Here is a 26,347-nt window from a genome sequence, read left to right as displayed (position 1 = left end):
GCAGGACGCGCCCCGCGGCCGATCAGGTGTACCAGCTGGGCTCGGGGACGGTGTCGAGCAGGGCGAAGACGCCGACCTCGCGGCGCTTGTAGGGCAGCGGATCGTGCAGGGAGTGGGTGCGGAGGTTCCGCCAGTAGAGGTCGAGTCCGACCGAGCTCGCGGAGGCGCGGGCGCCGGTCAGCTCGAAGACGCGGGTCGCTGTCGCGAGGCCGTCCTCCACGATCCGCGCCTTGGCCGCGGCGATCCGCACGGCGATCTCGCCGCGGCGCCGAGGCGTCAGCTCCTCGCGCGGAGCGTGCAGCGCGGCCGAGAGCGCGGCCCCCGTCGCGTCGATCAGCGCCTCGTCGGCCCAGAGCCGGGACTGCAGGTCGCCGTATCCCTCGAGCACGTACCACTCGTCGCCGGCGCGCTCCTTGTCGTCGCCGCCGTACGGCCAGGCCCGGGTGCGCTCGCGGGTGTACTGCGCCGCGCGCTCGAGAGCTCCCTGCGCGATGCCGAGGTAGAACTCGGCGAAGACCTGCTGGATGACGGGCACGTTGAGGGTGTTGTAGACGAGCGGACGGTAGACCTTGTCGACGAAGCCGGCCGCCGCCGCCCACGGCACGCGGACGCCGCGGATCTCGACGGAGCCGGACTCGGTGAGGCGCTGGCCGAGGCTGTCCCAGTCGCGGCCGAAGACGATCCCCTCCTGATCGGTGGGCACGATCGCGAAGAGGTGGGTGTCCGTCCCCTCGAGCACCCCCTCGAGCACGGTCAGGTCGCTGACCACGCCGCCGGTCGAGAACGACTTGCGGCCGGTGAAGACCAGCTCGTCGCCCTCCTCCCGCACGGTGAGGTCGGAGTCGCGCGGGTTCACCGCGCCTCCGTAGAGGAGGTCCCCCTCGGTCGCGAGCTGCTCCACCGCGATGATCTGCTCAGGGGTCCCCACGAGGCGGGCCGCCCAGGCCCAGAGGTAGTGGTAGCCGAGCAGCTGGCCGATCGAGCCGTCGCCGCGCGCGACGGTGCGGACGACGCGGAGGGCGGTGGTCCACTCCTGGGCACCGCCGCCGTGCTCGGCGGGCCCGAGCAGCGTGACGAGGCCGGCCGCCTTGAGCAGGGCGACCTCGGCGAAGGGGGCGGCGCCGGCGCGGTCGCGCTCGAGGGCGTCGGTCGCGAGCACGGCGGCGACCTCCTCGGCGCGGACGAGCCAGGCGTCGGGGGAGTCGGGCCGGGGTGCGGCCGACCAGTGCTCGGCGGCGGCGCCGATCGTCGTCGCGGCGTCGGCGCCGGCGGTCGTGGGTGCGGTGGTGGTCACGGTGTCCTCGTCTCGTCGGGGGGCGGTGTGCAGCGACTGTGCCAGGGGCGAGGTGTCCGGAGCGAGGCGCGTGTCGCCCCGTGTCCGCGTGTGTCCGCGGATGACCGGCGGGCGCCTCCGCACGATTTTGACAATCGTTATCAATAGCCGTTAGCGTGGGGGCACCCGCCCGGCCCCTGACCCAGATCGGCTCACCGTGAAGACCCGCCTCCTCGCCCTCACCGCCCTCCTCGGCGGCACCGCGCTCGCCCTGAGCGGCTGCTCCGGAGCGGGCAGCGCCTCCGACAGCTCCTCCGCCGCCGCCGCGGGCGGGCCCGTGAAGGTCGTCGCGTCGACGAACGTCTACGGCGACCTCGTCTCGAGCATCGGCGGCGACCTGGTCGAGGTGACCAGCATCATCGACAGCCCGGACAAGGACCCGCACGAGTACGAGGCCACCGCCCGCGACCAGCTCGCCGTGTCCGGCGCGACCCTCGTGATCGAGAACGGCGGCGGCTACGACCACTTCCTCGACACCATGATCAGCGCGGCCGGCACCGAGGCCCCCGTCATCACGGCCACCGTGATCGCCGGCCTGGAGGACGTCCACGACCACGCGGAGGAGGAGGAGTCGGAGGGCGGGCACGAGCACGCGGAGTTCAACGAGCACGTCTGGTACGACCTCTCGGTGATGAAGGAGGTCGCGGGGCGGATCGGCGACGAGCTCGCCGCGCTCGACCCCGACAACGCCTCCGCCTACTCCGCCAATCTCGCCACTCTCGACGAGGGGCTCGACGCCCTGATCGCCCGCGAGGGCGAGCTGAAGGGCACGCTCTCCGGCCGCTCCATCGCGATCACCGAGCCCGTCCCGCTGTACATGACCGACGCGCTCGGCCTGACCGACGCGACTCCCGAGGCCTTCAGCGAGGCGGTCGAGGAGGGCACCGACGTCCCCGCGACCACGCTCCAGGAGACGCTGGCGCTGTTCTCCGGCGAGGCCGTCGACGCGCTGATCTACAACGAGCAGACCGAGGGCGCGCAGACGGACGCGGTGCTCGACGCCGCGAAAGCCGCCGGGATCCCGGCCGTTCCCGTCACCGAGACGCTGCCCGAGGGCGACGACTACACCGGCTGGATGACCGCCAACCTCGACGCGATCGAGGGAGCCCTCTCCCAGTGAGCCACGACTCCCCGACCAGGCCCGTCTCCCCGGAGGCGGGCCCTTCGGCGTCCGTGCTGCGGCTGCGCGGCGCCGGCCTCCGCTTCGGCGACCGCGAGCTGTGGAGCGGCGTCGACCTCGACGTGCGCGCCGGCGAGTTCGTCGCGGTGCTCGGCGCGAACGGCTCCGGCAAGACGAGCCTCCTGCGCGCGGTGCTCGGCCAGCAGCAGCTGAGCGCGGGGGAGCTGCAGGTGCTCGGCGAGCCCGTGCACCGCGGCAACCGGCGCATCGGCTACATCCCGCAGCAGAAGCTCGCCGACGAGGGCACTCCGCTGCGCGCCCGCGATCTGCTCGGGCTCGGGATCGACGGCCACCGGTTCGGCCTGCCCCTGCCCTCCCGCTCCCGGCGCGCGGCCGTCGACGCGCTGCTCGAGGCCGTCGGCGCCACCGCCTTCGCCGACGCCCCCATCGGCAGCCTGTCCGGCGGCGAGCAGCAGCGCGTCCGCGTCGGCCAGGCGCTCGCGGGCGACCCGGCGCTCCTGCTCTGCGACGAGCCGCTGATCGCGCTCGACCTCGCCCACCAGCGGGCGGTCAGCGAGCTGATCGACCGGCACCGCCGCGAGCGGAACCTCGGCGTCCTCTTCGTCACGCACGACGTGAATCCGGTGCTCGGCATGGTGGACCGCGTGCTCTACCTCGCCGGCGGCCGGTTCCGGATCGGCACCCCCGACGAGGTCCTGCGCTCGGAGGTGCTCAGCGAGCTCTACGACGCACCCGTCGACGTGATCCGCGCCCGGGGCCGGGTCATCGTGGTCGGCGCCCCCGACCACTCGCACGTGCACGAGCACGAGGAGGGGCAGTCGTGACGGACGTCTGGTCGCAGATCTTCGACTTCTCGGACTACGGAGCGCTGCTGTCGCTCCTGATGAACTCGGTGATCGCCGGCGCGGTCCTCGGAGTGGTCGGCGGGCTCATCGGCGTCTTCGTGATGTCGCGCGACATGGCCTTCGCGGTCCACGGCATCAGCGAGCTCTCGTTCGCGGGGGCGTCCGCGGGGCTGCTGCTGGGCGTCGGCGTCGTCGAGGGATCGATCGTCGGCTCGCTGATCGCGGCGGTCCTGATCGGCGTGCTCGGCTCGCGCGCCCGCGACCGCAACTCGATCATCGCGGTGCTGATGCCCTTCGGACTCGGCATCGGCATCCTCTGCCTGGCCCTCTACCCGGGCCGCAGCGCGAACAAGTTCGGCCTGCTCACCGGGCAGATCGTCGCGGTCGACGACCCGCAGCTCGGGTGGCTGATCGGCATCTCGGTGGTCGTCCTCGTCGGTCTCGCGCTGATCTGGCGCCCCCTCACCTTCGCGAGCGTCGACGCCGACGTGGCGGCCGCGCGCGGCATCCCCACCCGGGCGCTCTCGATCGCGTTCATGCTCCTGCTCGGCCTCGCGGTCGCCGTCTCGGTGCAGATCGTCGGCTCGCTGCTCGTGCTCGCGATCCTGGTGACGCCGGCGGCCGCGGCGCTGCGCCTCTCCGCCTCGCCGGTGGTCGTGCCGCTGCTGAGCGTGCTCTTCGCCGTCGGCGCGCTGGTGGGCGGCATCCTGCTCGCGCTGGGCGGATCGATCCCGATCAGCCCCTACGTGACGACGATCTCGTTCGCGATCTACGCGGTCTGCCGGATCATCGGCCGGAAGGGCGTCCGGCGCTCCCGGCTCGCCGTCGGCGGGGGGCGGTAGCGTGGCTCGGGTCGTGCGGAGTGGAGGTGGTCCAGTGGTCAAGCGCAACACGTGGCAGCGCGAGGCGGTGCGCGAGGCTCTCGGGCGTCGCGAGGACTTCGTCAGCGCCCAGGGCCTGCACAGTGCGCTGCACGCCTCCGGCTCGCCGATCGGGCTCGCGACGGTCTACCGCGCGCTCTCGGACCTGGCCGTGGAGGGCGAGGCCGACTCGCTGCAGTCGCCCGAGGGCGAGAGCCTCTACCGCGCCTGCACGCCGGGGACGCACCACCACCACCTGATCTGCCGCCGCTGCGGGCTGACGGTCGAGATCGCGGCCGACGAGGTCGAGGAGTGGGCGCGCTCGGTCGCGTCGCAGAACGGATTCACGGACGCGCACCACGTCGTGGACGTCTTCGGGCTCTGCGCGGCCTGCACCGCGGGGCTCGCCGAGGCCTGAGGGTGGTCCGGCCGGGAGCCCGTCCGCGGGCGACCCTGGCCCGGCGTTCGGCTCAGGCCGGAAGGAACACGCCGATCGACCGGTCCTTCACCACGGAGCCGGCGGGCAGCACCCGTCCGCTCATCGCGAGGTAGACGCCCGGCGGCAGCAGCTGCACGGCGGCCACCGCGGTGCCGAGGTTGAACGCGGCGTCGCTGTCGAGCATCCGTGCGGGCTGCATCGCGCCGGTGAGGACGACCACCCGATCGCGGACGACGCCGAGGGCCTCGGCCGTCGCGGTCATCGTGTCGGTGCCGTGGGTGAGGACGATCCGGTCCTCCTCGGCGGCGAGCACCCGCTCGCGGATGAGGGCCCGATCGGCGTCGTCGAGCTCGAGGCTGTCCTTGGCGAGGACCTCCTCGACGCGGAACTCGAGCGTGGTGAGCACCGGGGCGAGCAGGCGCGGCACCATCGGGGCGCCGATCTCGAGCTCGCCCGCGAGCGAGTACTCCTTGTCGACGGTGCCACCGGTGGTGAGGACGAGGATGCGGTCAGTCACGCGATCAGACTAGGCGCCGCCTCCGACACCGGCACGTTCGTGCGCAGTGGCCGCGCCACGTCGGCGGCGGCGGCCCGCATCGGGAACGATGGAGCGCATGACATCCTCCTCCTCCCCCTCCCTCCTCCGCACCGGCGCCAAGGTGCTCCTCGGCTCCGCCCTCCTCTTCGCGGGGGTGAGCCACCTCACCCGCAAGCGGGAGGAGTTCCAGGCGCAGGTGCCCGAGTGGGTGCCGCTGGACAAGGACGCGGTCGTGCTCGCCTCGGGCGTGGTCGAGATCGGCCTGGGCGCCTCGCTGGTGCTCGCGCGCCGACGGGCGCCGCTGGTCGGAGCCGCGGCCGCCGCCTTCTTCACCGCGATCTTCCCGGGCAACGTCTCGCAGTGGGTGACGCGGACGAGCGCCTTCGGCCTCGACACCGACCGCAAGCGCGCCGTGCGCCTCGCGTTCCAGCCGCTGCTGGTGGCGTGGGCGCTCTGGTCGACCCGTCGTCCGCGGGGCTGATCCCTCTCATCGGATCCCGCTCGCCGGGCGGCACGACGCCGGCCGTGAGCGCGTGCCGCCCGCCGCCCGCCTCGGAGCATCCCCCTCAGCCGCCGCCCTGCTGCGCCTCGGCCAGCAGCGGCGCGAGCAGCTCCTCGATCCGGCGCCGCGCCCCCTCGGCGTCACCCGCGGCGATCGCCTCGACCAGCTCGGCGTGCTGGCGGGCGTGCACGTCCTCCTCGCCGACGACGTCCTCCTCCAGCACCGACTCGAACATGCCGGTGAGGCCGTCGTAGAGCTCGACGAACAGGTCGTTGTGGGTCGCGACGACGACGGCCCGGTGCAGCGCGGTGTCCGCGGCGATCCGCTCGGCGAGCTCCGGCGCCTCCCACGAGCGGGCCCGGCGGGCCAGCAGGGCGCGGAGGGAGGCGACGTCCTCCCCGGTGCGGCGCTCGGCCGCCAGCGCGGCCGTGGCCCCGTCGATCGCGAACCGCAGCTCGAGGCCCTCCCGGCGGGCGGCGCTCGGGATGCGGCGGCGCAGCGATTCGGCGAGCTGCGAGCGCGCGGTGACGAACGTGCCGCGCCCCTGCTCCCGCCGCACGAGGCCCGCCTGCACGAGGGCCTGGACGGCCTCGCGGACGGAGTTGCGTCCGGCGCCGGTCCAGCGGGCGAGCTCGGCCTCCACCGGGATCCGCTCGCCGACGGCCCAGCGGCCGGAGCGGATCTCCTCGTGGAACAGCGCCGTGACGTGGTCGATCACGCTCTCGCGCTGGAACGGCGCCGCGGGGCTAGACTCGCCAGGATTCATCCCATCATCCTATCTCTCGGGGACTCCATGACCGCAGCACCGACGCTCCGCGCCACCGCCCTCCTGGCCCTCGCCGCCATCGCGATCACCGCGCTGAACCTCCGCACCGCCGTCACCGGCTTCAGCCCGCTGCTCGACACGATCGGCGCCGATCTCGGCTTCGGGCCCTCGCTCTACGGGGCGCTGGGGACGATCGTCACCGCCTCCTTCGCCGTCTTCGGCTTCGTCGCCGCGGCCGTCTCGCGCCGGATCGGCCTGGAGCGCACGCTCGCGATCGCGACGCTGGTGACCACACTGGGCATCGCCCTCCGCGCGCTCAGCCCGAGCCCGGTCGCTCTGGTGCTCTCGACCGTCGTCGCCTTCGCGGGCGTGGGCACCACGAACGTGCTCATCGTGCCGATCGTGAAGCGGTACTTCGCCGAGCGGATCAAGACGGTCAGCTCGCTCTACCTGGCGCTGCTGCAGGTGGGCCAGTTCGTCGCTCCGCTGGTCGCGGTGCCGCTGGCCTCGACGGCGGGGTGGCGCTGGGCGATCGGGATCTGGGCCGTGATGACGGCCGCGGCCTGCCTGCTCTGGGCGGCGCTCGCGGCCCGCGGAGGAGGCGGGGCGGCTCCGGCCGCCGCCGGCGGCCGCGTGGACGGGGCGTGGCGCACGCCGCTGCTCTGGGCGATGGTGCTGATGCTCGGGATGACCGGTCTGCACACCTACGGGATCATCACCTGGCTGCCGACGATCCTCGTCGACGCGGGCGCGGATCCGGCGCAGGGCGGGGCGCTGCTGGCGCTGTTCTCGGTGTTCGGCCTCGCCGCCGCCTTCGTGGTGCCGCCGCTGACTCTGGGGATGCGCAACCCGGTCGTGGTCGTGGTGGTGTGCTGCGTGCTGCTCGCCGTCGGCTACGCGGGCCTCGTCGTCGCTCCGCTGGAGGGTGCCGTGGCGTGGGTGGTCTGCCTCGGGCTCGGCGTCAGCACGTTCCCGATGACGCTGACGCTCGTGAACGCGCGGACGCGGACGACCACCGGCTCCTCGACCCTCTCCGGCGCCACGCAGGGGCTCGGCTACGGGCTCGCCTGCCTCGGTCCGCTGCTGATCGGCGTGCTCTACGAGGCGCAGGGGGACTGGGGCGGCGCGTACGCGCTGCTGTTCGCCGGAGTGGCGGTGCTGCTGGTCAGCGGGATCGTCGCGTGCCGTCCGCGGTTCCTCGAGGACGAGGCGGCGCTCCGCCGGGCCTGAGCGGCGGCGCTCAGCGCGACGCGGCCGGAGCGAGCGCGGAGACGATCCGCCCCAGCCCGAAGCGCCAGGCGCTCTCCACATCGCCGCCGAGGGTGAAGGCGCCGGTGATCTCCATCCCGATGAACCCCGTCGCCCAGGCGGTCAGCGTGCGCGCCGCCTCGAGGGCGTCCTCCTCGCCCGCCAGCTGCGCGGTGAGGTCCAGCAGGCGGGCGCTCGCCGCGTCGCGGTACTCCTGGGCGGCGACGGGCGTGCCGGGAGCGGGGGCCATCACGAGGAGGAACGCGGCCGGCCGGTCTCTGGCCGGAGCTCCTGGCCGAGCTGCGCGCGATGGGCCGCACCCTCGACGACGTGCGCGGCGTCGTGCTGACCCACGGCGACTCCGACCACGTGGGCTTCGCCGAGCGCCTGCGCCGCGACCACGACGTGCCGGTCCACGTGCACGCCGCCGACGCCGAGCGGGCGAAGGGCGGGGCGAAGCCGAGGACCGCGACACCGCGGCTGCGCGTCCTGCCGCTCCTCGGCTTCGCGGCCTACGCGCTGCGGAAGGGCATCGCGACGGTCCCGCCGCTCACCGAGGTCGTCGAAGTGCACGACGGGCAGACGCTCGACCTGCCGGGCGCTCCCCGCGTGATCGCGCTCCCGGGTCACTCCCCGGGGAGCATCGCCGTGCACGTGCCGCTGGCCGACGCGGTCTTCGTCGGCGACGGGCTGACCACCCGCCACGTGCTCACCGGCCGCACGGGTCCGCAGCCCGCGCCCTTCACCGACGAGCCGGAGCAGGCGCTCGCGTCGCTCCGGGCGCTCCTGCCCACCGGGGCGCGCTGGGTGGTTCCGGGCCACGGAGCGCCGTGGAGCGGCGGGGTCGAGGCGGCGGTCCGGCTGGTCGAGAGCGCCTGAGGCGCGGAGCCGCTCAGGAGGCGGGGACGAGCTTCCAGCGGTCGGCGAGGATCTCGAGGCCCTTGTCGAAGGTCGCCGACCACGCCGTGACGTCGTGGGCGCTGTCCGGCACCTCGAGGTAGGTGGCGCTCATGCCGGCGGCGACGGCCGCGGCGTAGACGGTCTTCGCTCCGGGGAGGAACGAGGTGTCCTCGGCGCCGACTCCGAAGATCGCGACGGTGCCGGTGTAGGGGGCGTTCTCCGCGAGGACGTTCACCGGCTTCGCGGCCTCGTAGGCGGCCTGGTCGCCGCCGAACCCCTGCGCGACCGTCGCCGCCTCGCTGCCGAGGGTCGGCGCGAGCTCGCCCGAGGCGTCGACGATGTTGCCGAAGAGCGACGGGTGGCCGGCGCCGAGCTGGATCGAGCAGGTCCCGCCCTGCGAGAGGCCGCCGATCGCCCAGTGCTGCGCGTCGCCGAGCACCGGCAGGTTGGCGCGGATCCAGTTCGGGACGTCGACGGTGAGGTACGTGGCCGACTTCCCGAGCGGCGAGTCGACGCACATCGGGTTCCTGTCGGGATCGCCCAGCTGGTCGGGCGACACGACGATCGGCGCGAGGCCGGCGTGCGCGGCGGCGTAGGCGTCGAGGGTCTGCTGGAACTTCTCGGTCGAGAGGGGATCGGAGGGCGACCCCGGCTGCCCCGAGAGCATGATCATCACCGGCAGCAGCGGCGGGGTCGCGGTGAGGGCCGCGGGCGGGAGGTAGACGACGGCGTCGCGGGCCGGGAAGCCCGACGCGGTGGCGGGGATGGCGACTGTCGAGACCGAGCCGACGGCGGGCATCCCGGCCGGGGCGGTCCAGGTCGCGAGGTCCGAGTGCGGTCCGTCCGCGGCGGCGACCGGCACGGAGGAGTCGGAGTACGCGCTGATCCCGAGCGCGCTGCGCACCGTGGGGTACTGGCCGAAGTCGATGTTGACGGTCATCGCGGCCGCCGCGACGACGAGCACTCCGGCGGCGAGCGACGCGAGCACTCCCCGCGCGCGCCGGCGGGCGATCGCGTGGCCGAGGACGACCAGCGCGACGCCCAGCCCGCCGATCCCGAGGCCGATCGCGACCCGGGTGACCGGCGTGAAGTCGACGCCGAACGGGCCGTCGGGCCCGTCGACGAGGGCGGCCAGGGCGGCGCCGCCGATCAGGCCCAGGAGGAGGACCGCGACGGCGATCCCGCCGCGCCGGGAGCGCCCGCGGCGGGGAGCGCGGACGTGGGCGGCGAGCAGGAGGAGGAGCGCTCCGATCGCGAGCACGTAGACGGCGACGACGAGGGGGCCGGAGACGAGGCTCAGGTCGAGGAGAGAGGTCATGCGTCGATCCGGTCGGAGGGTGCTCGGGCGGGCGTCAGTCTGGCGGCGGTCTCTGGAGGAGAGCCGGGAGCTGTCGGGAGCGATTCTCCTCCCCGGGCGCGGATCCACCGAGCTCTCCACCGATCGGGCGCAACCCCGCGCGCCGCGCCGCCGCTCCCGCCTAGCGTGGGACTCCCGACGCACACCGCGCCCTCACGAAGGAGCCCGCACCATGACGCAGCACCCCCGCCTCGAGACCTCCTCCCGCGAGGCCCGCGCATGAGCCGCGGAGTCGCCGTCGTCACGGGCGGCACGGCCGGGCTCGGACGCGCCACGGTCCGCGAGCTCGCCTCCCGCGGCTGGGACGTCGCCGTGCTGGCACGCGGCGAGGACGGACTGGCGGCCACGGTGGCCGAGATCGAGCAGAAGGGCCGGCGCGGGCTGGGCATCTCGACCGACGTGGCCGACCGCGAGGCCGTCGAGTCGGCGGCCGACCGGGTCGAGGCCGAGCTCGGCCCGATCGAGCTGTGGGTCAACGACGCGATGGTCGGCGTCTTCGGCGAGTTCCTCTCGACCGAGCCCGCCGACTTCGAGCGCGCCGTGGGCGTCAACTTCTTCGGCTTCGTCAACGGCACCCGCGCAGCCCTCTCCCGGATGACCCCGCGCGACCGCGGGCACGTCATCCAGGTCGGCTCCGCCCTCGCGCACCGGGGCATCCCGCTGCAGGCCGCGTACTGCGCCTCCAAGTTCGGCGCCCGAGGCTTCACCGAGGCCGTCACCGCGGAGCTGCTGCACGCGAAGAGCCGCGTGCGCCTGTCCGAGGTCGACATGCCGGCGCTCAACACCATCCAGTTCAACTGGGTGAAGTCGCAGCTGCCGCACCACCCGCAGCCCGTGCCGCCGATCTACGAGCCCGAGGTGGGCGCGATCGCGATCGCCGACGTGGCCGACAAGCCGCGCCGCCGCACCTGGGTCGGCGAGCCGACCGCGGGCACCATCCTCGGCGACCGCTTCGCCGGGCGCTTCATGGACTGGTACCTCGCCCGCAGCGCCTTCGACGGTCAGCAGGCCCCCGACAAGACGGAGCCGATGCTGCCGAACAACGTGTATGAGCCGGTCCCCGGCGATCACGGCGCCCGCGGCCTCTTCAGCGACCGCGCGCACACCATGACGCCCCAGATCTGGATGATCCGCCACCGCGCCCTGAGCTACGCGGGGGCCGCCGCGGCCCTCGCCGCCGGCGCCGCGGGCGTCGTCTCGGCCCTGCGGAGGAAGTGACCGTGGTCGACGCCGTCGTCATCGGGGCGGGGCCCAACGGCCTCGCCGCCGCGGTCACGCTCGCGCGGGCCGGGCTCTCGGTCACCGTGCTCGAGCGCAACGAGACGATCGGCGGCGGCGCGCGCACGGCGGAGCTGACGCTGCCCGGGTTCCACCACGACGTCTGCTCGGCGGTGCACCCGATGGCGCTCGCGTCCGGCTTCTTCCGCGCCTTCGGGCTCGACCGGCGCATCGAGCTGGTCGTCCCCGAGATCTCGTACGCGCATCCGCTCGACGGCGGCCGCGCGGGCATCGCCTACCGCGACCTCGACCGCACGGTCGAGGCGCTGGGGCGCGACGGAGCGGCGTGGCGCGCCCTGATGGGACCTCTCTCCGAGCGGGCCGACCGCGTCGCGGGCTTCACCAACGACGCGCTGCTGCGGATCCCGACGGACCCGAGCGTGCTGATCCGCTTCGGACTGCGGGTGCTCGAGCAGGGCACCCCGGTGTGGAACCTGCGCTTCCGCGAGGACGTCGCCCCGGCGATGTTCTCCGGGGTCGCCGCGCACTCGATCCGCCCGATGCCGAGCCCGTCGACGGCCGCGGCCGCCCTGGCGCTCGGCGCCTACGCCCACGCGCGCGGCTGGCCGGTGCCGATCGGAGGCAGCCAGTCGATCGTCGACGCGCTCGCCGACGACCTCCGGGCGCACGGCGGCACCATCGAGACCGGCGTCGAGGTGACCTCGCTCTCGGAGCTGCCCCCGGCCCGCGCCGTGCTCGTCGACGGCACGCCGACGGCGCTGCTCGCGATGGCGGGGGACCGGCTGCCCCCGGCGTACGCCGCGGCCCTCCAGCGCTTCCGCTACGGCAACGGCGTGGCCAAGGTCGACTTCGCCCTCGACGGGCCGGTGCCGTGGACGAACCCGGAGCTCGCCGGCGCGGGCACGCTGCACGTCGGAGGCAGCCGCGCCGAGATCGCGGCCGCCGAGCGCGACGTGAAGCGCGGCCGGCACAGCCGCAGCCCCTACGTGCTGGTGGCGCAGCCCTCGATCGCCGATCCGACCCGGGCGCCCGAGGGCAAGCACGTCCTCTGGGCGTACACGCACGTCCCCCGGTACTCGCCCGCCGACCAGCAGGAGGCGATCACCGCCCAGATCGAGCGCTTCGCCCCCGGGTTCCGCGACCGCGTGATCGGCGCCTCCTCGATGACCGCGCGCGACATGCAGGCCTACAACCCGAACTACCTGGGCGGGGACATCGCCGCCGGAGCCGCGAGCGTCGCGCAGCTGCTCTCGCGCCCGGTCCCCACGACCGACCCGTGGCGGACGCCCGCGAAGGGGCTCTACCTCTGCTCCTCGTCCACCCCGCCCGGGCCGGGCGTGCACGGCATGGCCGGCTGGCACGCCGCCCGCAGCGCGCTGCGGCACGAGTTCGGGGTGCGCGAGTCGCCCGACCTGTCGCCGGAGGCGCACCCGGCCTGAGCCGCCGCCGTTGCGCTGCGCCCGTCGCCGCCCCCGGCCTGCCAGGCTGAGGGACGGCGCCGCCACGCGCCCCACCACCACTCGAAGGAGCCCGCGATGTCTCGCACCACCCGCGTCGTCCACTGCCCGCCCGAGTCCGTCTTCGCGGTGCTCGCCTCCGGCTGGCTGTTCCCGAGCTGGGTCGTCGGCGCGTCGCGGATGCGGAAGGTCGACGCCGACTTCCCGCACGTGGGCTCGCAGCTGCACCACTCCTTCGGCCTGTGGCCGCTCGTGATCGACGACCGCACCACGGTTCTCGAGTGGGACCCGCCGCGCCGGATGGTCATCCAGGCCGCCGGCTGGCCGCTCGGCGAGGCCCGGGTGCGCGTCGAGGTCGAGCCGCACGCGCGCGGCGCGAAGGTGCGGATGCACGAGGCGCCCGTGAAGGGCCCGGGCACGCTCATCCCGAAGCCGCTGATGCACTCGTTCCTCTGGATCCGCAACCGCGAGGCCGTGCGCCGGCTCGCCCACATGGCCGAGGCGGGAGCCGCGGGACGCACGCTCGCGCCCGCCTCGCTCCCCTCGCCCGCCGACCGCGCCGGGATCGACCGGCCGAAGCACGTCTGGGCGCGCCTGACCGGAGCGATCGGGTCGATCGCGGTCGGGACGCTCGTGGTCCGAGGCGTCCTCGCGGCCGTGCGGCGCGCCCGGAGCTGACGGGCCCGGACCCGACGGCGCCCGGACCCGACGGCGCCCGGACCCGACGGTGCCCGGAGTCGGCGGCGCCCCGGCAGGACGCCGCCCGGGTCAGACGATCCGCTCGACCAGCCGCACGTGCTGCACCGCGACGCGCTTCGGCTCGCCCGCGAAGGCGGCGTCGCGCTCTGGCGAGGCCAGGTACGCCCGCTCGACCTCGGCGAACGCGTCGGCGTCGCCGGCCGTGCTGACCGCCCAGACGAACTCGTTCACCTCGCGGTCGGCGTAGGCGAACTCGATCCGGAAGCCGTGGGCCTCCCGCGCCGGCACGATCCGCTCGGGGAACCAGGCGAGGAAGTCGTCCATCACCCCGTCCATCAGCTCGTAGCGTCGGAGTTGGATCGTCCTGGTCTCGGCTGCAGCGCTCATGCTGCGACGGTACCCGCCCGGCGGCCGCGCCGTCGCCGCGCTACGCTCGCCGCCGACAGCCCCACGCCGAGGAGGACAGCACGGACCCCCGCCACCGCTCCCTCGCGCTGCTCGTCGCCGGCTGCTTCTTCATGGAGAACCTCGACGCCACGATCGTGACGACCGCCGCGCCCGCGATCGCCGCCGACCTGGGCGTCGACTCCGCCGCGGTCTCGATCACCGTCACCGCGTTCCTCCTCACCGTCGCCGTCCTCATCCCGGCCTCGGGCTGGCTCAGCGAGCGCTTCGGCGTGCGCCGCGTCTTCACCACCGCGATCGCCGTCTTCACCCTCGCCTCCCTGCTCTGCGCGCTCAGCCCCACGCTGCCGCTGCTGGTCGGCGCCCGCGTCCTGCAGGGCGTCGGCGGCGCGCTGATGGTGCCGGTCGGCCGGCTCGCGGTGCTGCGGGCGACTCCGCGGGAGGGGATCATCCACGCCATCGCGATCCTGGTCTGGCCGGGACTGGTCGCCCCCGTGATCGCGCCGTTCCTCGGCGGGCTGCTCACGACCGTCGCCTCCTGGCACTGGATCTTCCTGATCAACCTGCCCCTCGGGGTCGTCGCGTTCGCGATCGCGCGCCGGATCGTCCCCGCCACCTCCGAGAGCGCGCCGCCCCCGCTCGACGTCACGGGGCTGGCGCTCGTCGCGGTCGGTCTCGGCGCGCTGGTCGGAGCGGCGGGGCTCCTCACCGGCTCCGAGCTCGACGGGCGGGCGGTGGCGCCGCTGCTCGTCGGCGCGGTCGTGACGGCGCTCGCCGTGCGGCACCTGCGCCGCGCCGAGCATCCGCTCGTGCGGCTCGACGCCTTCCGCTTCCGCACCTTCCGGGTCGCCAACGCGAGCGGATCGCTCTACCGGGCGACCGTGAACGCGGTGCCGTTCCTGCTCCCGCTGCTGTTCCAGGACGCGTTCGGCTGGAGCCCGGTGCAGGCCGGCTCCGTGGTGCTGGCGCTCTTCGCCGGCAACCTGGCGATCAAGCCGGCCACGACTCCGCTGCTGCGGCGCCTCGGCTTCCGCGGGGTGCTGGTCGCGGCGAGCGCGGTCGGGGCGGCGTGCATGGCGGCGATGGCGTTCCTCGAGCCGGCGACTCCGGTGGCGCTCGTGGTGGCGCTGCTGGTGCTGAGCGGAGTGGCCCGCTCGGCGGGCTTCACGGCCTACAACACCGTCACGTTCGCCGAGGTCCCGCAGGAGGGGATGTCGGGCGCCAACACCCTCAACGCCACCACGCAACAGATCGCGGCCGGCCTCGGGGTCGCGGTGGGCGCGGTGGCGCTCGCCGTCGGCACCGCGATCGGGCCCGGCCTCGTCCCCTACCGCGTCGCCTTCCTCGCCCTCGCGGTGCTGACCCTCGTGCCGCTCGCCGCCGCCGCCCGGCTCCCGCGCGACTCCGGGAGTGCCCTCACCGCCTGACCCGCGCGGGCGTCAGGCGAGGCCGAGCGCGATGCCGTCGAGGATATCGTGCGCGGTCGAGCGGACCCGGTCGACGCCCGGCGACGCCTCGTGGACCGCGCGGAGGACCTCGCCCCAGACCAGCGCGCCGGCCGCCAGCACGTCCTCGCGCCCCGGGCGGACCCAGGGGAGGGCCGCCGCCCCCTCCGGAGACAGTGCGGCGAGCTCGTCGCAGGCGGCGAGGACGTCGGAGAGGGGGAGGGACGTCTCGAGCGCGGCGCGGTCGGTGGTGCGGAGGACGTGCGCGGTGATCGTGAGCACGGTCGCGGCGACGCCGACGACGCTCCGGGCCTGCGAGAGGTCGACGGAGGAGGCGGCCAGCGCGGCGGCCACGTCCGCCCGCATCGCCGCGCGCTCGCCCTCCGTCGGTGCGGCGGCCCGGCGGTGGCGCTCGGTCAGGCGGACGCTGCCGACGTCCATCGAGTGCGCCTGCTCCGGCTCCGCTCCGCCGAGCACGAGCTCGGTCGAGCCGCCGCCGAGGTCGACGACCAGCACGGGCCGGGCGGAGTCGACGGCCGAGACCGCGCCGCGGAAGGAGAGCCGCGCCTCCTCCTCGCCGGAGATCGTCTCCGGGGTGACGCCGAGGATCCGCTCGACGGCGGCGAGGAAGTCCTCGCGGTCGGCCGCGTCGCGGGTGGCCGAGGTGGCGACGAAGCGGAGGCGCTCGGCGCCGGCCTCCTGCGCGGCGGCCGCGTACTCGCGGGTGACGGCGAGGGTCCGCTCGAGCGCGGCCGGGTCGAAGCGGCCGGTGCGGTCGACCCCGCGGCCCAGCCGCACGAGCTCGGTGCGACGCTGGACGTCCCGGAGGCGGCCGCCCTCCACGTCGGCGATCAGCAGGCGGAGGGAGTTGGTGCCGCAGTCGAGCGCCGCGACGCGCGTGGGGGAGGACATCCGCCCATTCTGCCCGCGCGGCCGGGGCCGGAGGCGGGCGATAGCCTGGGGGAGAGACGAAGGAGCCGCCCGTGCACGAACACCACGTCCGCGTCCACCGCAGCGACGAGGAGCTCCCGCGACACGGGCAGCTCGCCCACGCGATCGCCGAGGTCGCCGCCGATCCGGTCGAGATCGACGACGAGGTCGCCGAGATGGTGGTCAACCGGGTCATCGACAACGCCGCCGTCGCCACCGCGTCGCTCCTGCGCCGCCCGGTCGTCGCCGCCCGCGCGCAGGCTCTCGCGCACCCCGCCTCCATCGGCGGCCAGGGCTCGGTCGTCCTCGGCGTCGACCCGGCCCGCCGGGTCTCGCCCGAGTGGGCGGCCTGGGCCAACGGGGTCGCCGTGCGCGAGCTCGACTACCACGACACGTTCCTGGCGGCCGAGTACTCGCACCCGGGCGACAACATCCCTCCGCTGATCGCCGTCGCCCAGCACGCGGGCATCGGCGGGGCGCAGCTCGTCCGCGGCATCGTCACCGGATACGAGGTCCAGGTCGACCTGGTGCGCGCGATCAGTCTGCACCGGCACAAGATCGACCACGTCGCGCACCTCGGCCCCTCGGCCGCCGCCGGGATCGGCACGCTGCTCGGCCTCGACGTCGCGACGATCGAGCAGGCCGTCGCGCAGGCCCTGCACACGACGACCGCCACGCGGCAGTCGCGCAAGGGTGAGATCTCGAGCTGGAAGGCGTACGCGCCGGCCTTCGCGGGGAAGATGGCGATCGAGGCGGTCGACCGGGCGATGCGCGGCGAGACCAGCCCGTCGCCGATCTACGAGGGCGAGGACGGCGTCATCGCCTGGATGCTCGACGGCGCCGACGCGAGCTACGACGTCCCGCTGCCCGACCGCGGCGAGGCCAAGCGCGCGATCCTCGACACGTACACGAAGGAGCACTCGGCCGAGTACCAGGCGCAGGCGCTGATCGACCTCGCCCGCCGCCTGCACCGGACGCACCCCGAGGCCGCCGACCCCGAGCGCGTCGAGCGGATCGTCCTGCACACCTCGCACCACACGCACTTCGTGATCGGCTCGGGCGCGAACGACCCGCAGAAGTACGACCCGGCCGCGTCCCGCGAGACGCTGGACCACTCCGTGCCGTACATCTTCACGGTGGCGCTGCAGGACGGCGCCTGGCACCACGTGCACAGCTACGCCCCCGAGCGGGCCGCCCGCGCCGACACCATCGCGCTCTGGCACCGGGTCACGACGCAGGAGGACGCGGAGTGGACGCGCCGCTACCACTCCACCGATCCGGGCGAGAAGGCGTTCGGCGCCCGCGTCGAGATCCTGATGACGGACGGCACGACGATCGTCGACGAGATCGCGGTGGCGGACGCGCACCCGCTGGGCGCGCACCCGTTCAGCCGAGAGCAGTACGTGTCGAAGTTCCGCACGCTCGCCGCCGACGTGCTCGAGGAGTCCGAGATCGAGCGCTTCCTCGACCTCGCGCAGCGCCTGCCCGAGCTGACCCCGGAGGAGGTCGGCCGCCTCAGCGTGATCGCCGCCCCCGGCGTCCTCGCCTCGATCGAGCCCCCGCGCGGCCTGTTCTGATCCCGCCGCGGGAGGGTCGTCCGCACGCACGGTGACGCGCGCACGGACGGCCTCCCGCGGTGGGGAGCGCCGTCGTCAGGCGGTCTGCTCGGCGACCCAGTCCTGGATCTCGGCGATGAAGCGCCGGCGCGAGAAGACCCGGCTCCGGGCCCGGAAGGCGTCGACGTCGAGCGCGAGCGCACGGCGCAGCAGGTCGCTCCAGTCCGGATCGCCCTCGAGGTCGGCGATGACGCCCCCGCCGGCGAGGGACACGCTCTCGCGCACTCCGCCGATGTCGGTCCCGATGACCGGCGTCCCGCAGGCCATCGCCTCGACGGGCATGATCCCGAAGTCCTCGACGGCGGGGAAGACGTACACGAGCGCCTGCGCGTAGAGCGCGCGGATCAGCTGGTCGGAGGGCGAGATGACGAAGGTCACGTCGGCCCGGATCTCCTCGGCGTAGGCGCGGAGCCGCGCCTCCCAGGGGCCGTGCCCGGCGATGACGACCGGCAGCCCGGTGCGAGCTCCGGCGTCCATGACCTTCTCGAGGCGCTTGTAGGGGACGAACCGCGAGGCGCCCAGGATGAACGGCCGCGCGAGCGAGTCGAGGAGGCGCAGCTCGTCGTCGTCGAGCGGGGAGCGCCAGTCGGTGATCGTCGAGAGCAGCTCGGTGTTCACCGGCGGGTAGATGACCCTCGACGGCTGGTGCCACGCGTCGCGCACCCGCTGCCCGGTGAAGAGGCTGTTCACCGCGATGGAGGAGGCCTCGGCGGCGCGGAGGCGGTCGATCGGCTTGAGGAGCAGGCTCGCGGTGCGGGCGGCGAGGCTGCTGCCGCGGCCGTCGCGGTCGGGCTCCCAGATGTAGCGGGCCGGGGTGTGCGCGTAGACGAGCTTGCGGGTCGGTCCGCTGGTGCGGACGTGGTGGGCGAAGAGGTGCGAGCTGACCAGCACCCACTCGCGGGAGGCGCCGACCGGGAGCCGCCACGTGGGCAGCATCGCCGGCAGGGCGAGGACCTTGTGGCGGCGCAGCGGCGTGCGCGCCAGCCAGGACTCCGAGACGGGCCTGCCGACGACCTCGGCGCAGTCGCTCCAGAGGACGCGGACGTCGGCGTCGGCGAAGGCCTCGGTCATCGCCTCGAGCACGCGCTCGGCGCCTCCGCGGCGCTCGACCCACTCGTGCACGATCAGGCCGGGACCGACCGGGGGGACGGATCGGGAACGGGTGGTCGCGTCGATGACGGCAGTGATGATGGGCCCCTTCCCCCGGGCGTGCGGTGAGGATCGGGCGGCCATCCGGAGACGGGAGCGGCTCCGAATGCTTATCCGTCGTCGGTGACCGATCAGCAGTGCAGTAGAAGCTAACCGGCTCGTGGAGAAGGAATCGAAAGGCGAGTACGAGTCGTCGCAGAACGACGGGGAAAGGAGAGTCCGATAATCCGGATAAGCCGCGAGCGGAATGGCGAGGATCGTCTGGAGTGCGTCGCGGAGGCGCTATTCCCTCGGAGATCACAACGATGGAGGAGAGTCGCGGAGAGGAAGAAGTCACTCTTTCAGTGACGCCGTGCCGGAAGGATCAGGAGACGCCGATGCGCTGCAGGGTCTGCCACCGCCACTGGTCGCGGACGCCCTCGCGCACGGTGCGCACCGCCCGCCAGCCCAGCTCCCGCTCGGCGCGCGCCGGGTCGGCCCAGCTCGCGGCGAGGTCGCCCGGCCGGCGCCCCACGGCCCGCCACCGGACCGTCTCCCCGCTCGCCCGCTCGACCTCGTCGATCAGCTCGAGGACGCTCGTCGGTGAGCCCGTGCCGAGGTTGTAGACGCGGTGCCCGGGCCGCGCGCGCTCGAGCGCCGCGACGTGCCCGGCCGCGAGGTCGCAGACGTGGATGTAGTCGCGCAGCCCCGTGCCGTCGGGGGTCGGGTAGTCGTCGCCGAGGACGTCGACGCACCGGGAGGGGTCGCCTGCGGCCCGTGTCAGCACGGGCAGGAGGCTCCCCGGCGCCGTGGCCGGATCCTCGCCGATCCGCCCCGACGGGTGCGCGCCGATGGGGTTGAAGTAGCGGAGGCTGACCGCGCGCAGGAGGGGATCGGCGCGCGCAGCGTCGCCGAGGATCTCCTCGATGACGCGCTTGGTCGCGCCGTAGGGGCTCGCCGCGCTGAGCCCGGCGGGGGAGTCCTCCCCGACCGGCATCGCGCCGCCCGGGCTGTAGACGGCCGCCGAGCTCGAGAACACGACGGTGCGGATCCCCGCCTCCGCTGCGACCGAGAACGCCGCGGTGGCGAGCCCGACGTTGACCGTCCAGTAATCGAGGGGCCGCCGCACCGAGTCGCCGACCGACTTGAGCCCGGCGAGCAGGACCAGGGCGTCGACCGGTCCGTGGGCGGCGAGGAAGCGGGTCAGCGCGGCCGTGTCGCGCGCGTCGGCGATCAGGCGGGGGACCACCGAGCCGGTCAGCTCCTCCACCGCGTCGAGGGTCCGCTCGCTCGCGTGCGAGAGGTCGTCCACGACCAGCACCTCGTGGCCGCTCTCGAGGAGCGCGACGGCGGTGTGGCTCCCGATGTAGCCCGCTCCGCCCACCAGAAGGACTCGCATGCGGGGGAGCCTAGATCGGCTCCCGCACGGCGTCGGCGCCGCTGCCGGGCCCGCGGATCCGTCGATCCGCGCCGCCGTCACCCGTGCGCGGGACGCCCTCTGCCGCGGTCGTAGCCCGCGATCGCAGCGGACTCGACGGCGAGCGCGACCAGCTTCTCGCCGACCGGGCGGGGCACCACTCCGAGCGCGGCGTCCGCGAATCCCGCGACCAGTGCTGTGCGCCGCTCGCTCCCGCCGCGGGCCAGGAGGCGCACTACCGCGTCCCACGCGCCGGCTGCGGGCACCGCCTCCCGCACCTGCTCGGGGTGCAGCCGCTCGAAGGTGCGGCGGGCCGCCCCCGAGAGGAACGCGCGGCGGCTGCGGACCGCCGCCGAGACGGAGGCGCCGTGGTGCAGGGCCTCGGCGCCGGGCTCGATCCGCACCGGCACTCCCAGGCGGTGCAGCCGGTAGCCCCAGTCGACGTCCTCCCAGCCGTACTCGCGGTAGTCGGTGCTGTAGCCGCCGACCCGGTCGTAGGTCGTCCGCGTCACCGAGACGTTGCCGCCCCAGTAGCGCCAGGCTGCGTCGGAACCCGCCGCGTAGGCGCCGCGGCGGAAGCGCTCGCCGGCCGGCCGGCCGTAGGCGCGGGAGTAGGCGGTGCCCGGGTCGACGTCGGGGCAGAGGCCGACGACGCCGACGACCGCGTCCCGATGGGCCCCGACGTGCGCGGCGGCCCAGCCCGGGCCGGGCTCGAGGTCGTCGTCGCAGCGGATCAGCACGTCGCCCCGCGCGGCGTCGAAGCCGGCGGTGAGCGCGGCGGAGCGCCCCCGGTTCTCGGGGAGCACGACGCGGCGCACGGGCACGGGGGAGGCGTCGAGGGCGCGCTCGCTGGCGTCGACGACGCCGTCGAGGACCACGACCACGTCGAGATCGCGGTGGGTCTGAGCCGCGAGGGCGGCGAGGAGGCGGGGCAGGCGGGCCGCCCCCGCGTAGCTGGGGACGACGACGCTCGCGACGCTCATCGGGACTCCTCGCCGCGCGGGCTGCTCTCGACCAGGAGCAGCTCCTCCAGCCCGCTCAGCACGCGCGCCAGGTCGTCGGCGATGGCGCCGGGATCGGTGGAGTGGAGGCGGGCGAGCCGGTCGGCCAGGCCGGAGAAGTCCTGCGGCTCGTCGTCGAGCGCCCGCCAGGTCGCGGCCACGCTCTCGCGCAGCGCGTAGGGGCTGCCCATCGGGGAGACGTCCAGCGGGAGCACCAGGACGCGCCCGTTCAGATCGACGGAGGCCGTGTCCGGGCGGCGCCGCCAGAGAAGGAGCCGGGGGTCCTCTGCCATCTTCTCCGCGTCCTCTCCGCTGATCACCGCCAGTGCGAGTAGAAATCCGCCAGCGCCTCTTATCGCGACGCCTCTCTCGCTATGTTTGCCGCCGACGCGCCAAGGGGTGTACGTCGAGCGACAGCACCGGAGGGCCGCCAATGTCGGAGTCTAATCCGCTCGCATCCAGCGATATCAGCGATAAGAGCGAGAAGAAGAGCGCGAATTCCGCGGGCGTCTTCGCACGGCGGACGGTCGTGGCCGGAGCGGTCTGGTCGGTGCCCGCGGTGATGCTGGCGCAGTCCGCCTCCGCTGTCTCGATCAGCTGCTTCCCGGTGGGGACGGTCTTCCAGGCGGTCGCCCGCGGACGCCTCCTCAGCGGCTTCCTCGGCGGCGTGAACCTCGACACCGTCGCCGGTGTCGCGGGCGTGACGGCGATCGCTCCCGACCAGGGCAATCCGGCCGTCGTGACCGGCGGCGTCAACGCCACGGTGCTGAACGCGATCAACGTGAACGCGACCGGGCTGACCGGCACGCTCTCCTCCCTCCTCACGCTGGCGGCTCCCGCCACCGTCGGCACCCTCAACCAGTACGCGTCGGCGAACACGAACGGCACCGTCCGCGGCGCCTCCGGCGCGATCACGGACGCGGGCCAGCTGGCGCTCGACTCGACGGCGGGGAGCTTCCCCGACTTCGGGACGGTGAACCTCCGGGCGATCCTCGCGGCGTCCGGCGGCGCGGGAGTGGCCGCTCTGCTCACCAACGTGACGGACCTGACCCTGCGGATCGGCGCCCTGACCGGTCGCGCGTCCCTCCAGTCGGCCTGCGTGCCCGGGTCGGACAACCTGCAGCGCGACTACCAGGTCGGCCGCCTGGACCTGGTGCTGACCTCGCCGACGCTGACCGCGATCACGACGGCGATCAACACGCTGCTCGGTGCCGTGGTGAACCTCTCGGGCCTCGGGCTGACGGTCACGGTCGACACCACGTCGGTCCTCGGCGGCAGCATCCCCGGCGGCACGCAGCCGATCCAGGCGCAGCTGTCGACGAACCCCGCGACCATCACGGTCGATCTCTTCTCGCTGCTCGGCGGAGCACCGGGCCAGGGCGCGACCTCGCCCTACGTCAACGGCCTTCCGCCGAACTCGACCCTCTTCGTCGACAACAGCCTCCGGGTTCCAGGGACGGCGGCGTCGTCCTTCACGAGTGCTCTTCTCGCTTCGCTGAGGACGCGTCTCGAGAATCTCATCCTCATCAACGGTACGCCGCTGGTCTCAAGTGGTCTCGGGGGGGCTGTTCAAACCGTGGTGAACCTCGCTCTCACGGCCCTGACGCCGCTGCTCGCGACGCTGCAGAACGAGGTCATCACTCCGGTCTTCTCCGCGCTGCAGGATGTCATCCAGATCGACGTCAACGCGCAGAACCGCTCCACCAACCCGACCGGGCCCGCCGCCCTCGAGGCGCTCCCCGTCGGCCGCTACGACGTCGCGGCGCTCTACATCCGCGCGGTGGGGCTCGTGAACCTGCTCGACCTGTTCATCGCCCGCGGCTCCGTCGGGCCGAACGTCCGCACGGGCTAGCCGCGCGCTCGGCGCCGTCAGGCGCCGCGGACCACGAGGCCGTGCTCGACCATCGCGTCGAGCACGGCCTCGACGTGCGCCCGGGGGTCGCCCGCGGGCGGGGCGCCGTGCTCGGCGACGACGGCCCCGGTCAGCGCGTCGACCGTCGCGGGCGTCCCGAGAGCACGCCACAGCACCGGGCCGATCCCGGTCAGCGTCTCGACCCGCTCGTCGAGGAGGCAGCTGACCACTCCGTCGCGCTCGACCCACTCGACGCCGGCGGCGCGCGCGAGCAGGCCCGGGCCGGGCGCCGCCGCATCGGCCTCCGGCGCGTCGGCGACGACCGGCGACGGCTCCCCGATCCGCTCCAGGAGCGGCAGCACGGTCTCCGCCTCGCGGTAGCGGAGCACCCGCGCCCCGCCGACGGAATCGAGCAGCCCGGCGAGGTGGTGCAGCGCCGCGGGCAGCCGTGCGAAGTGGCTCAGCTCGGGCAGCAGCACCGAGAGCGCCTCGTCGAAGGCGATCGGCTCGAGCCGGGGCTCCGCCGGGCCGGACGGGTCGCGGGCGATCAGGAGCAGGGCGGCCAGGCGCAGCGGAGCGTCCGGCAGCGGCTGCAGGCCCATCGCGGCGGGGGAGCGGTGCCGCTTCCAGTCGCCGCCGTCGAGGAGGGCGACGGGCTTCCGGAACGGCAGCACCCGCCCGTCGCGGCGGACGGCGAGCGTCTCGTCGGTCACGTACCCGTACCGCCGAGCGGCGAGGCTCACGAGGGTCGACTTCCCGGCACCGGGCCGCCCGACGAACGCGACGACGCGGCCGTCGGGCAGGGCGACCGCGGCGGCGTGCACGCTGAGCAGCCGGCCCTCGCAGGCGTCGGCCGCCGCGAGGGTGAGCGCGGCGCCGATGTGCTCGGCGAGGGCGTCCTCGGTCGGCTGCGCGATCACTCCGGGCTCCCCGACCGGCTCGGTCAGCGACACCCGGTACTCGGAGCCCGGGCGATCGGCGTCGTCGTCCACGTCGTTCCACGACTCCTCCACCTCCGCCACGAAGCGGTCGGGGACGGTGTCGTCGAAGGTGAAGCGCACGCCGAGCCCGAAGGGGGCGCGGATCAGCCGGCGGGTCATGTCAGGTCCTGTCCGTCCGTCGGAGGTGGTCCCACGCGAGCGGAGCCGTGCGGGCGCCGCGGCGCAGCCGCCGCCACCAGCCGGCCGCTACGTCGATCCGGCGCGGGCCGATGGCGGGGTCGGCGGCACGCAGGGCGTGGGGAGCGGGGAAGACGGCGCGGGCGAGGAGCAGCGGCCGCTGCCGCCAGCCGGCCGCGCGCACGGCCTGCACCCACCCCGCGGAGGCGTGGGGCGAGCTCGCGTTGATCCGCCACGCCCGCAGCTCGGCCACGGGCACCTCCCCGGCGCGCGCGCGGATGCCGAGCGCGTCGAGGAAGGGCTGCGCGGTCTGGACGGCGCCGAGCTCCTCCGCCGCCGCCCGGAGCGGAGCGTGCAGCTCCGCGCGGGCGCCCACCGCCTCGACGAGCAGGTCGTAGTCGGAGGGCCGCGTGAGGCGCGGGTCGGTGATCTGCCAGGCGTCGCGGAGCGCGTGCAGCGCCAGCACGAGCGCCGAGTCGGCGACGCTGGCGGTCGCGACCGGACGGCCGGCCAGCTCCACGATCCGGTGCCGGCTCCACAGCGCCTCGAAGGCGTCGCGCGGCGGCACGAGGAAGCCCGGCCAGCGCCAGTGCACGTCGATGTCGACCGGCCACGCGGCGTGCCGGTAGGAGCGCGAGTGCTTGGCCGCGAGCGTCGGTCCGTCCGGCCAGGGCCGCTCGGTCCAGCCGTCGGCGGCCAGGAGGGCCAGGATCCGGGGCAGGTCGTCGGGGGCGACCAGCAGGTCGACGTCGCCGGAGGCGCGGGGCGGCCGGAGCCGGTCGGCGGCGGCGGTCGGTCCCTTGAGCACGAGTGCGCGCAGGCCCGCCGCGTCGGCCCGCCGGTGGACGAACGCCGACACCAGCGGCACGGCCTCGTCGGCCCAGAGAACGCCCACGACCTCCATCCGGTCAGTATTCCAGCGCTCCTGCGGCCCGCGGAGCCCGGCCGGGGGCGGTGGAGCGGAGCGCTCGTCTCGGTGAGGATGGGCCCGCGGGCCGCGGGGGCGCCGCACGGAGGCGGGCGGGGCGGCGGATGATCCACGGGGGAGCGGGCGGCGCCGGGCGGCCTCCGGTGGCGCTCGCGACCAACAACGGCGACATCGGCGGCGGCGAGGTGATGCTGCTGAGCATCGCGGAGGCGCTCGAGGCGCTCGAGGTCCCGGTCGTGGTCGTCGGCCCCTCGGAGCCGCGTGCGCTCGTCGCCGCCGCCCTCGCTGCCGGCCACCGGGTCGTCGAGCTCGAGGCCGCGGGCAGACCCGCCTGGATGCGCGCGCTGCGGCGCTGGGACGCCTCCTCCCGCGAGGGCGTGCTGTGGTGCAACGGGCTGGTGCCGGCCGTCGCGACCGCAGGGCGTCCGCGGCGGATCGTGCATCTGCACCAGCGCCCGTCCGGCCTGCAGCGGCTGCTCGCGCCCGTGGCCCGCCGCGGCGCGCTGGCGACCCTCGTCCCCTCTCGCTACCTCGCGGGGGTCGTCCCCGGGTCGACCGTGCTGCCGAACTGGAGCCGCCGCGTCGAGCTGCCGGAGGCGCGGCAGCGGGAGGACGGGACGACCGTCCTCGGCTTCCTCGGGCGTCCCTCGCTCGCGAAGGGGGTGCGGGTCCTCACCGAGGCGCTGGCGCTGCTGGAGGCCGGGGAACCGGGCGCGTATCGCCTGGTGCTGGCGGGCGAGCCCCGGTTCGTGGCGGAGCGGGAGCGTCGCGAGGTGGAGGCGGCCCTCGCTCCGGTCGCCGCTCTGGTGGACCGGCCGGGGTGGATCGAGCCCGGCGACCTCTTCGCGCGGATCGACCTCCTGGTGGTGCCGTCGGTGCAGCCGGAGTCGTTCGGCCTGGTCGTGACGGAGGCGATGTCGGCCGGCGTCCCCGTGGTGGTGAGCGATGCCGGTGCGCTCCCCGAGGTCGTCGGCCCGTCGATCGACGCCACGTTCCGAGCCGGGGATCCGCGGGCTCTGGCCGAGCTGATCAGAGCCCGGAAGAAGAGAGGACTATCGGAGTCGCGGGAGAGGGATCGTGCCCGCTGGAACGATTCCTACTCGCCGTCCTCCGGGAAGTCGGCTATCGACGGACTTCTGGCGCGAATGGTCCTCTCCGGTGATTCCTGATCCTCCCGCCACGG

At 74.6% G+C, this 26,347-nt stretch carries 27 protein-coding genes; 14 read left to right on the top strand and 13 right to left on the bottom strand.

The genetic code is table 11. The features are described from left to right. Positions 1 to 22 precede the first annotated feature (22 nt). Entirely contained in the window at positions 23 to 1,294 is a 1,272-nt protein-coding gene (locus tag C5C46_RS14605) for an acyl-CoA dehydrogenase family protein (protein ID WP_258059521.1), read from the bottom strand. 196 nt (positions 1,295 to 1,490) lie between these two features. Between C5C46_RS14605 and C5C46_RS14600 the strand changes: the two genes are divergently transcribed. From C5C46_RS14600 to C5C46_RS14585, 4 genes are read left to right on the top strand one after another with little or no spacing between them, the layout of a single operon-like run. Further along, positions 1,491 to 2,453 carry a metal ABC transporter solute-binding protein, Zn/Mn family gene (locus tag C5C46_RS14600; RefSeq protein ID WP_104227226.1) on the top strand — a complete coding sequence of 321 codons (963 nt, stop codon included), beginning with the start codon at positions 1,491 to 1,493 and terminating at the stop codon, positions 2,451 to 2,453. Further along, positions 2,450 to 3,298 carry a metal ABC transporter ATP-binding protein gene (locus C5C46_RS14595; RefSeq protein WP_104227225.1) on the top strand — a complete coding sequence of 283 codons (849 nt, stop codon included), beginning with the start codon at positions 2,450 to 2,452 and terminating at the stop codon, positions 3,296 to 3,298. Before C5C46_RS14600 ends, C5C46_RS14595 begins: the two co-directional genes overlap by 4 nt. A gap of 59 nt (positions 3,299 to 3,357) precedes the next feature. Then, a complete protein-coding gene (locus tag C5C46_RS14590) occupies positions 3,358 to 4,161 on the top strand; it encodes a metal ABC transporter permease (RefSeq protein WP_104224551.1) in 804 nt (267 codons plus the stop codon). Between the two features lie 34 nt (positions 4,162 to 4,195). Continuing rightward, positions 4,196 to 4,597 (top strand): Fur family transcriptional regulator, encoded by a 402-nt coding sequence (locus C5C46_RS14585; RefSeq protein WP_104224542.1) that lies wholly within the window; start codon positions 4,196 to 4,198, stop codon positions 4,595 to 4,597. Positions 4,598 to 4,649: 52 nt separating this feature from the next. Here the strand turns inward: C5C46_RS14585 and C5C46_RS14580 are convergent, their stop codons facing one another. Continuing rightward, on the bottom strand, positions 4,650 to 5,135 hold the full coding sequence (locus C5C46_RS14580; RefSeq protein ID WP_104224541.1) for an asparaginase domain-containing protein: 486 nt from the start codon (positions 5,133 to 5,135) through the stop codon (positions 4,650 to 4,652). A 97-nt stretch (positions 5,136 to 5,232) separates the two neighbouring features. On the opposite strand from C5C46_RS14580, the gene C5C46_RS14575 reads away from it, so the two are divergent. Beyond that, positions 5,233 to 5,637, top strand: a complete 405-nt coding sequence (locus tag C5C46_RS14575; protein WP_104227224.1) for a hypothetical protein — start codon at positions 5,233 to 5,235, stop codon at positions 5,635 to 5,637. A gap of 85 nt (positions 5,638 to 5,722) precedes the next feature. On the opposite strand, the gene C5C46_RS14570 is transcribed toward C5C46_RS14575, so the two are convergent. Then, complete coding sequence (locus C5C46_RS14570; protein WP_104227223.1) at positions 5,723 to 6,424, bottom strand: FadR/GntR family transcriptional regulator; 702 nt, start codon at positions 6,422 to 6,424, stop codon at positions 5,723 to 5,725. A 27-nt stretch (positions 6,425 to 6,451) separates the two neighbouring features. Between C5C46_RS14570 and C5C46_RS14565 the strand changes: the two genes are divergently transcribed. Further along, positions 6,452 to 7,654 carry an MFS transporter gene (locus C5C46_RS14565; protein ID WP_104227222.1) on the top strand — a complete coding sequence of 401 codons (1,203 nt, stop codon included), beginning with the start codon at positions 6,452 to 6,454 and terminating at the stop codon, positions 7,652 to 7,654. A gap of 10 nt (positions 7,655 to 7,664) precedes the next feature. Here C5C46_RS14565 and C5C46_RS14560 read toward each other — a convergent pair whose 3' ends face one another. Next, positions 7,665 to 7,922 carry a TetR-like C-terminal domain-containing protein gene (locus tag C5C46_RS14560; protein WP_146076559.1) on the bottom strand — a complete coding sequence of 86 codons (258 nt, stop codon included), beginning with the start codon at positions 7,920 to 7,922 and terminating at the stop codon, positions 7,665 to 7,667. A gap of 41 nt (positions 7,923 to 7,963) precedes the next feature. Between C5C46_RS14560 and C5C46_RS14555 the strand changes: the two genes are divergently transcribed. Then, complete coding sequence (locus tag C5C46_RS14555; protein WP_258059523.1) at positions 7,964 to 8,551, top strand: MBL fold metallo-hydrolase; 588 nt, start codon at positions 7,964 to 7,966, stop codon at positions 8,549 to 8,551. Between the two features lie 13 nt (positions 8,552 to 8,564). Here the strand turns inward: C5C46_RS14555 and C5C46_RS14550 are convergent, their stop codons facing one another. Continuing rightward, positions 8,565 to 9,890 (bottom strand): esterase family protein, encoded by a 1,326-nt coding sequence (locus C5C46_RS14550; protein WP_104227219.1) that lies wholly within the window; start codon positions 9,888 to 9,890, stop codon positions 8,565 to 8,567. Positions 9,891 to 10,148: 258 nt separating this feature from the next. On the opposite strand from C5C46_RS14550, the gene C5C46_RS14545 reads away from it, so the two are divergent. From C5C46_RS14545 to C5C46_RS14535, 3 genes are all read left to right on the top strand, one after another. Continuing rightward, positions 10,149 to 11,147 (top strand): SDR family oxidoreductase, encoded by a 999-nt coding sequence (locus C5C46_RS14545; protein WP_104227218.1) that lies wholly within the window; start codon positions 10,149 to 10,151, stop codon positions 11,145 to 11,147. Positions 11,148 to 11,149: 2 nt separating this feature from the next. Then, complete coding sequence (locus tag C5C46_RS14540; protein WP_374953123.1) at positions 11,150 to 12,607, top strand: phytoene desaturase family protein; 1,458 nt, start codon at positions 11,150 to 11,152, stop codon at positions 12,605 to 12,607. 96 nt (positions 12,608 to 12,703) lie between these two features. Next, positions 12,704 to 13,303: an SRPBCC domain-containing protein gene (locus tag C5C46_RS14535; RefSeq protein WP_104224532.1), complete on the top strand. Its 600-nt coding sequence runs from the start codon at positions 12,704 to 12,706 to the stop codon at positions 13,301 to 13,303. A gap of 90 nt (positions 13,304 to 13,393) precedes the next feature. Here the strand turns inward: C5C46_RS14535 and C5C46_RS14530 are convergent, their stop codons facing one another. Then, positions 13,394 to 13,711, bottom strand: a complete 318-nt coding sequence (locus tag C5C46_RS14530; protein ID WP_104224531.1) for an NIPSNAP family protein — start codon at positions 13,709 to 13,711, stop codon at positions 13,394 to 13,396. 131 nt (positions 13,712 to 13,842) lie between these two features. Here C5C46_RS14530 and C5C46_RS14525 point away from each other — a divergent pair, with 131 nt between their 5' ends. Continuing rightward, a complete protein-coding gene (locus C5C46_RS14525) occupies positions 13,843 to 15,156 on the top strand; it encodes an MFS transporter (RefSeq protein ID WP_104227216.1) in 1,314 nt (437 codons plus the stop codon). A gap of 12 nt (positions 15,157 to 15,168) precedes the next feature. On the opposite strand, the gene C5C46_RS14520 is transcribed toward C5C46_RS14525, so the two are convergent. Then, a complete protein-coding gene (locus C5C46_RS14520; RefSeq protein ID WP_104227215.1) occupies positions 15,169 to 16,086 on the bottom strand; it encodes an exopolyphosphatase in 918 nt (305 codons plus the stop codon). A gap of 71 nt (positions 16,087 to 16,157) precedes the next feature. On the opposite strand from C5C46_RS14520, the gene C5C46_RS14515 reads away from it, so the two are divergent. Beyond that, positions 16,158 to 17,681: an MmgE/PrpD family protein gene (locus C5C46_RS14515; protein ID WP_104227214.1), complete on the top strand. Its 1,524-nt coding sequence runs from the start codon at positions 16,158 to 16,160 to the stop codon at positions 17,679 to 17,681. Between the two features lie 75 nt (positions 17,682 to 17,756). On the opposite strand, the gene C5C46_RS14510 is transcribed toward C5C46_RS14515, so the two are convergent. The 4 genes from C5C46_RS14510 to C5C46_RS14495 form a co-directional block, all read right to left on the bottom strand. Beyond that, positions 17,757 to 18,953, bottom strand: a complete 1,197-nt coding sequence (locus C5C46_RS14510; RefSeq protein WP_104227213.1) for a glycosyltransferase — start codon at positions 18,951 to 18,953, stop codon at positions 17,757 to 17,759. A 280-nt stretch (positions 18,954 to 19,233) separates the two neighbouring features. Beyond that, positions 19,234 to 20,247, bottom strand: coding sequence for a UDP-glucose 4-epimerase GalE (gene galE / locus C5C46_RS14505; protein WP_104227212.1), 1,014 nt, complete (start codon positions 20,245 to 20,247; stop codon positions 19,234 to 19,236). 77 nt (positions 20,248 to 20,324) lie between these two features. Next, on the bottom strand, positions 20,325 to 21,248 hold the full coding sequence (locus tag C5C46_RS14500) for a glycosyltransferase family 2 protein (RefSeq protein WP_104227211.1): 924 nt from the start codon (positions 21,246 to 21,248) through the stop codon (positions 20,325 to 20,327). After that, positions 21,245 to 21,559, bottom strand: a complete 315-nt coding sequence (locus tag C5C46_RS14495; RefSeq protein WP_146079006.1) for a hypothetical protein — start codon at positions 21,557 to 21,559, stop codon at positions 21,245 to 21,247. Before C5C46_RS14495 ends, C5C46_RS14500 begins: the two co-directional genes overlap by 4 nt. 140 nt (positions 21,560 to 21,699) lie before the next feature. Here C5C46_RS14495 and C5C46_RS14490 point away from each other — a divergent pair, with 140 nt between their 5' ends. After that, the gene (locus C5C46_RS14490; RefSeq protein ID WP_146079005.1) at positions 21,700 to 23,118 is read left to right on the top strand and encodes a choice-of-anchor G family protein; all 1,419 of its coding nucleotides are present in this window, start codon (positions 21,700 to 21,702) and stop codon (positions 23,116 to 23,118) included. Positions 23,119 to 23,135: 17 nt separating this feature from the next. Here the strand turns inward: C5C46_RS14490 and C5C46_RS14485 are convergent, their stop codons facing one another. Both C5C46_RS14485 and C5C46_RS14480 read right to left on the bottom strand, forming a co-directional pair. After that, positions 23,136 to 24,218: a PqqD family protein gene (locus C5C46_RS14485; protein ID WP_104227208.1), complete on the bottom strand. Its 1,083-nt coding sequence runs from the start codon at positions 24,216 to 24,218 to the stop codon at positions 23,136 to 23,138. A gap of 1 nt (position 24,219) precedes the next feature. Beyond that, on the bottom strand, positions 24,220 to 25,140 hold the full coding sequence (locus C5C46_RS14480; protein ID WP_104227207.1) for a nucleotidyltransferase family protein: 921 nt from the start codon (positions 25,138 to 25,140) through the stop codon (positions 24,220 to 24,222). A 128-nt stretch (positions 25,141 to 25,268) separates the two neighbouring features. Between C5C46_RS14480 and C5C46_RS14475 the strand changes: the two genes are divergently transcribed. Further along, entirely contained in the window at positions 25,269 to 26,333 is a 1,065-nt protein-coding gene (locus C5C46_RS14475; protein ID WP_104227206.1) for a glycosyltransferase family 4 protein, read from the top strand. Positions 26,334 to 26,347 lie beyond the last annotated feature (14 nt).

It is taken from the genome of Rathayibacter sp. AY1E6 (genome assembly GCF_002931115.1).
GTDB lineage: Bacteria > Actinomycetota > Actinomycetes > Actinomycetales > Microbacteriaceae > Rathayibacter.
Note: the sequence above shows the minus strand (reverse complement) of the source record. Positions and strands in the feature narration are given on the sequence as shown.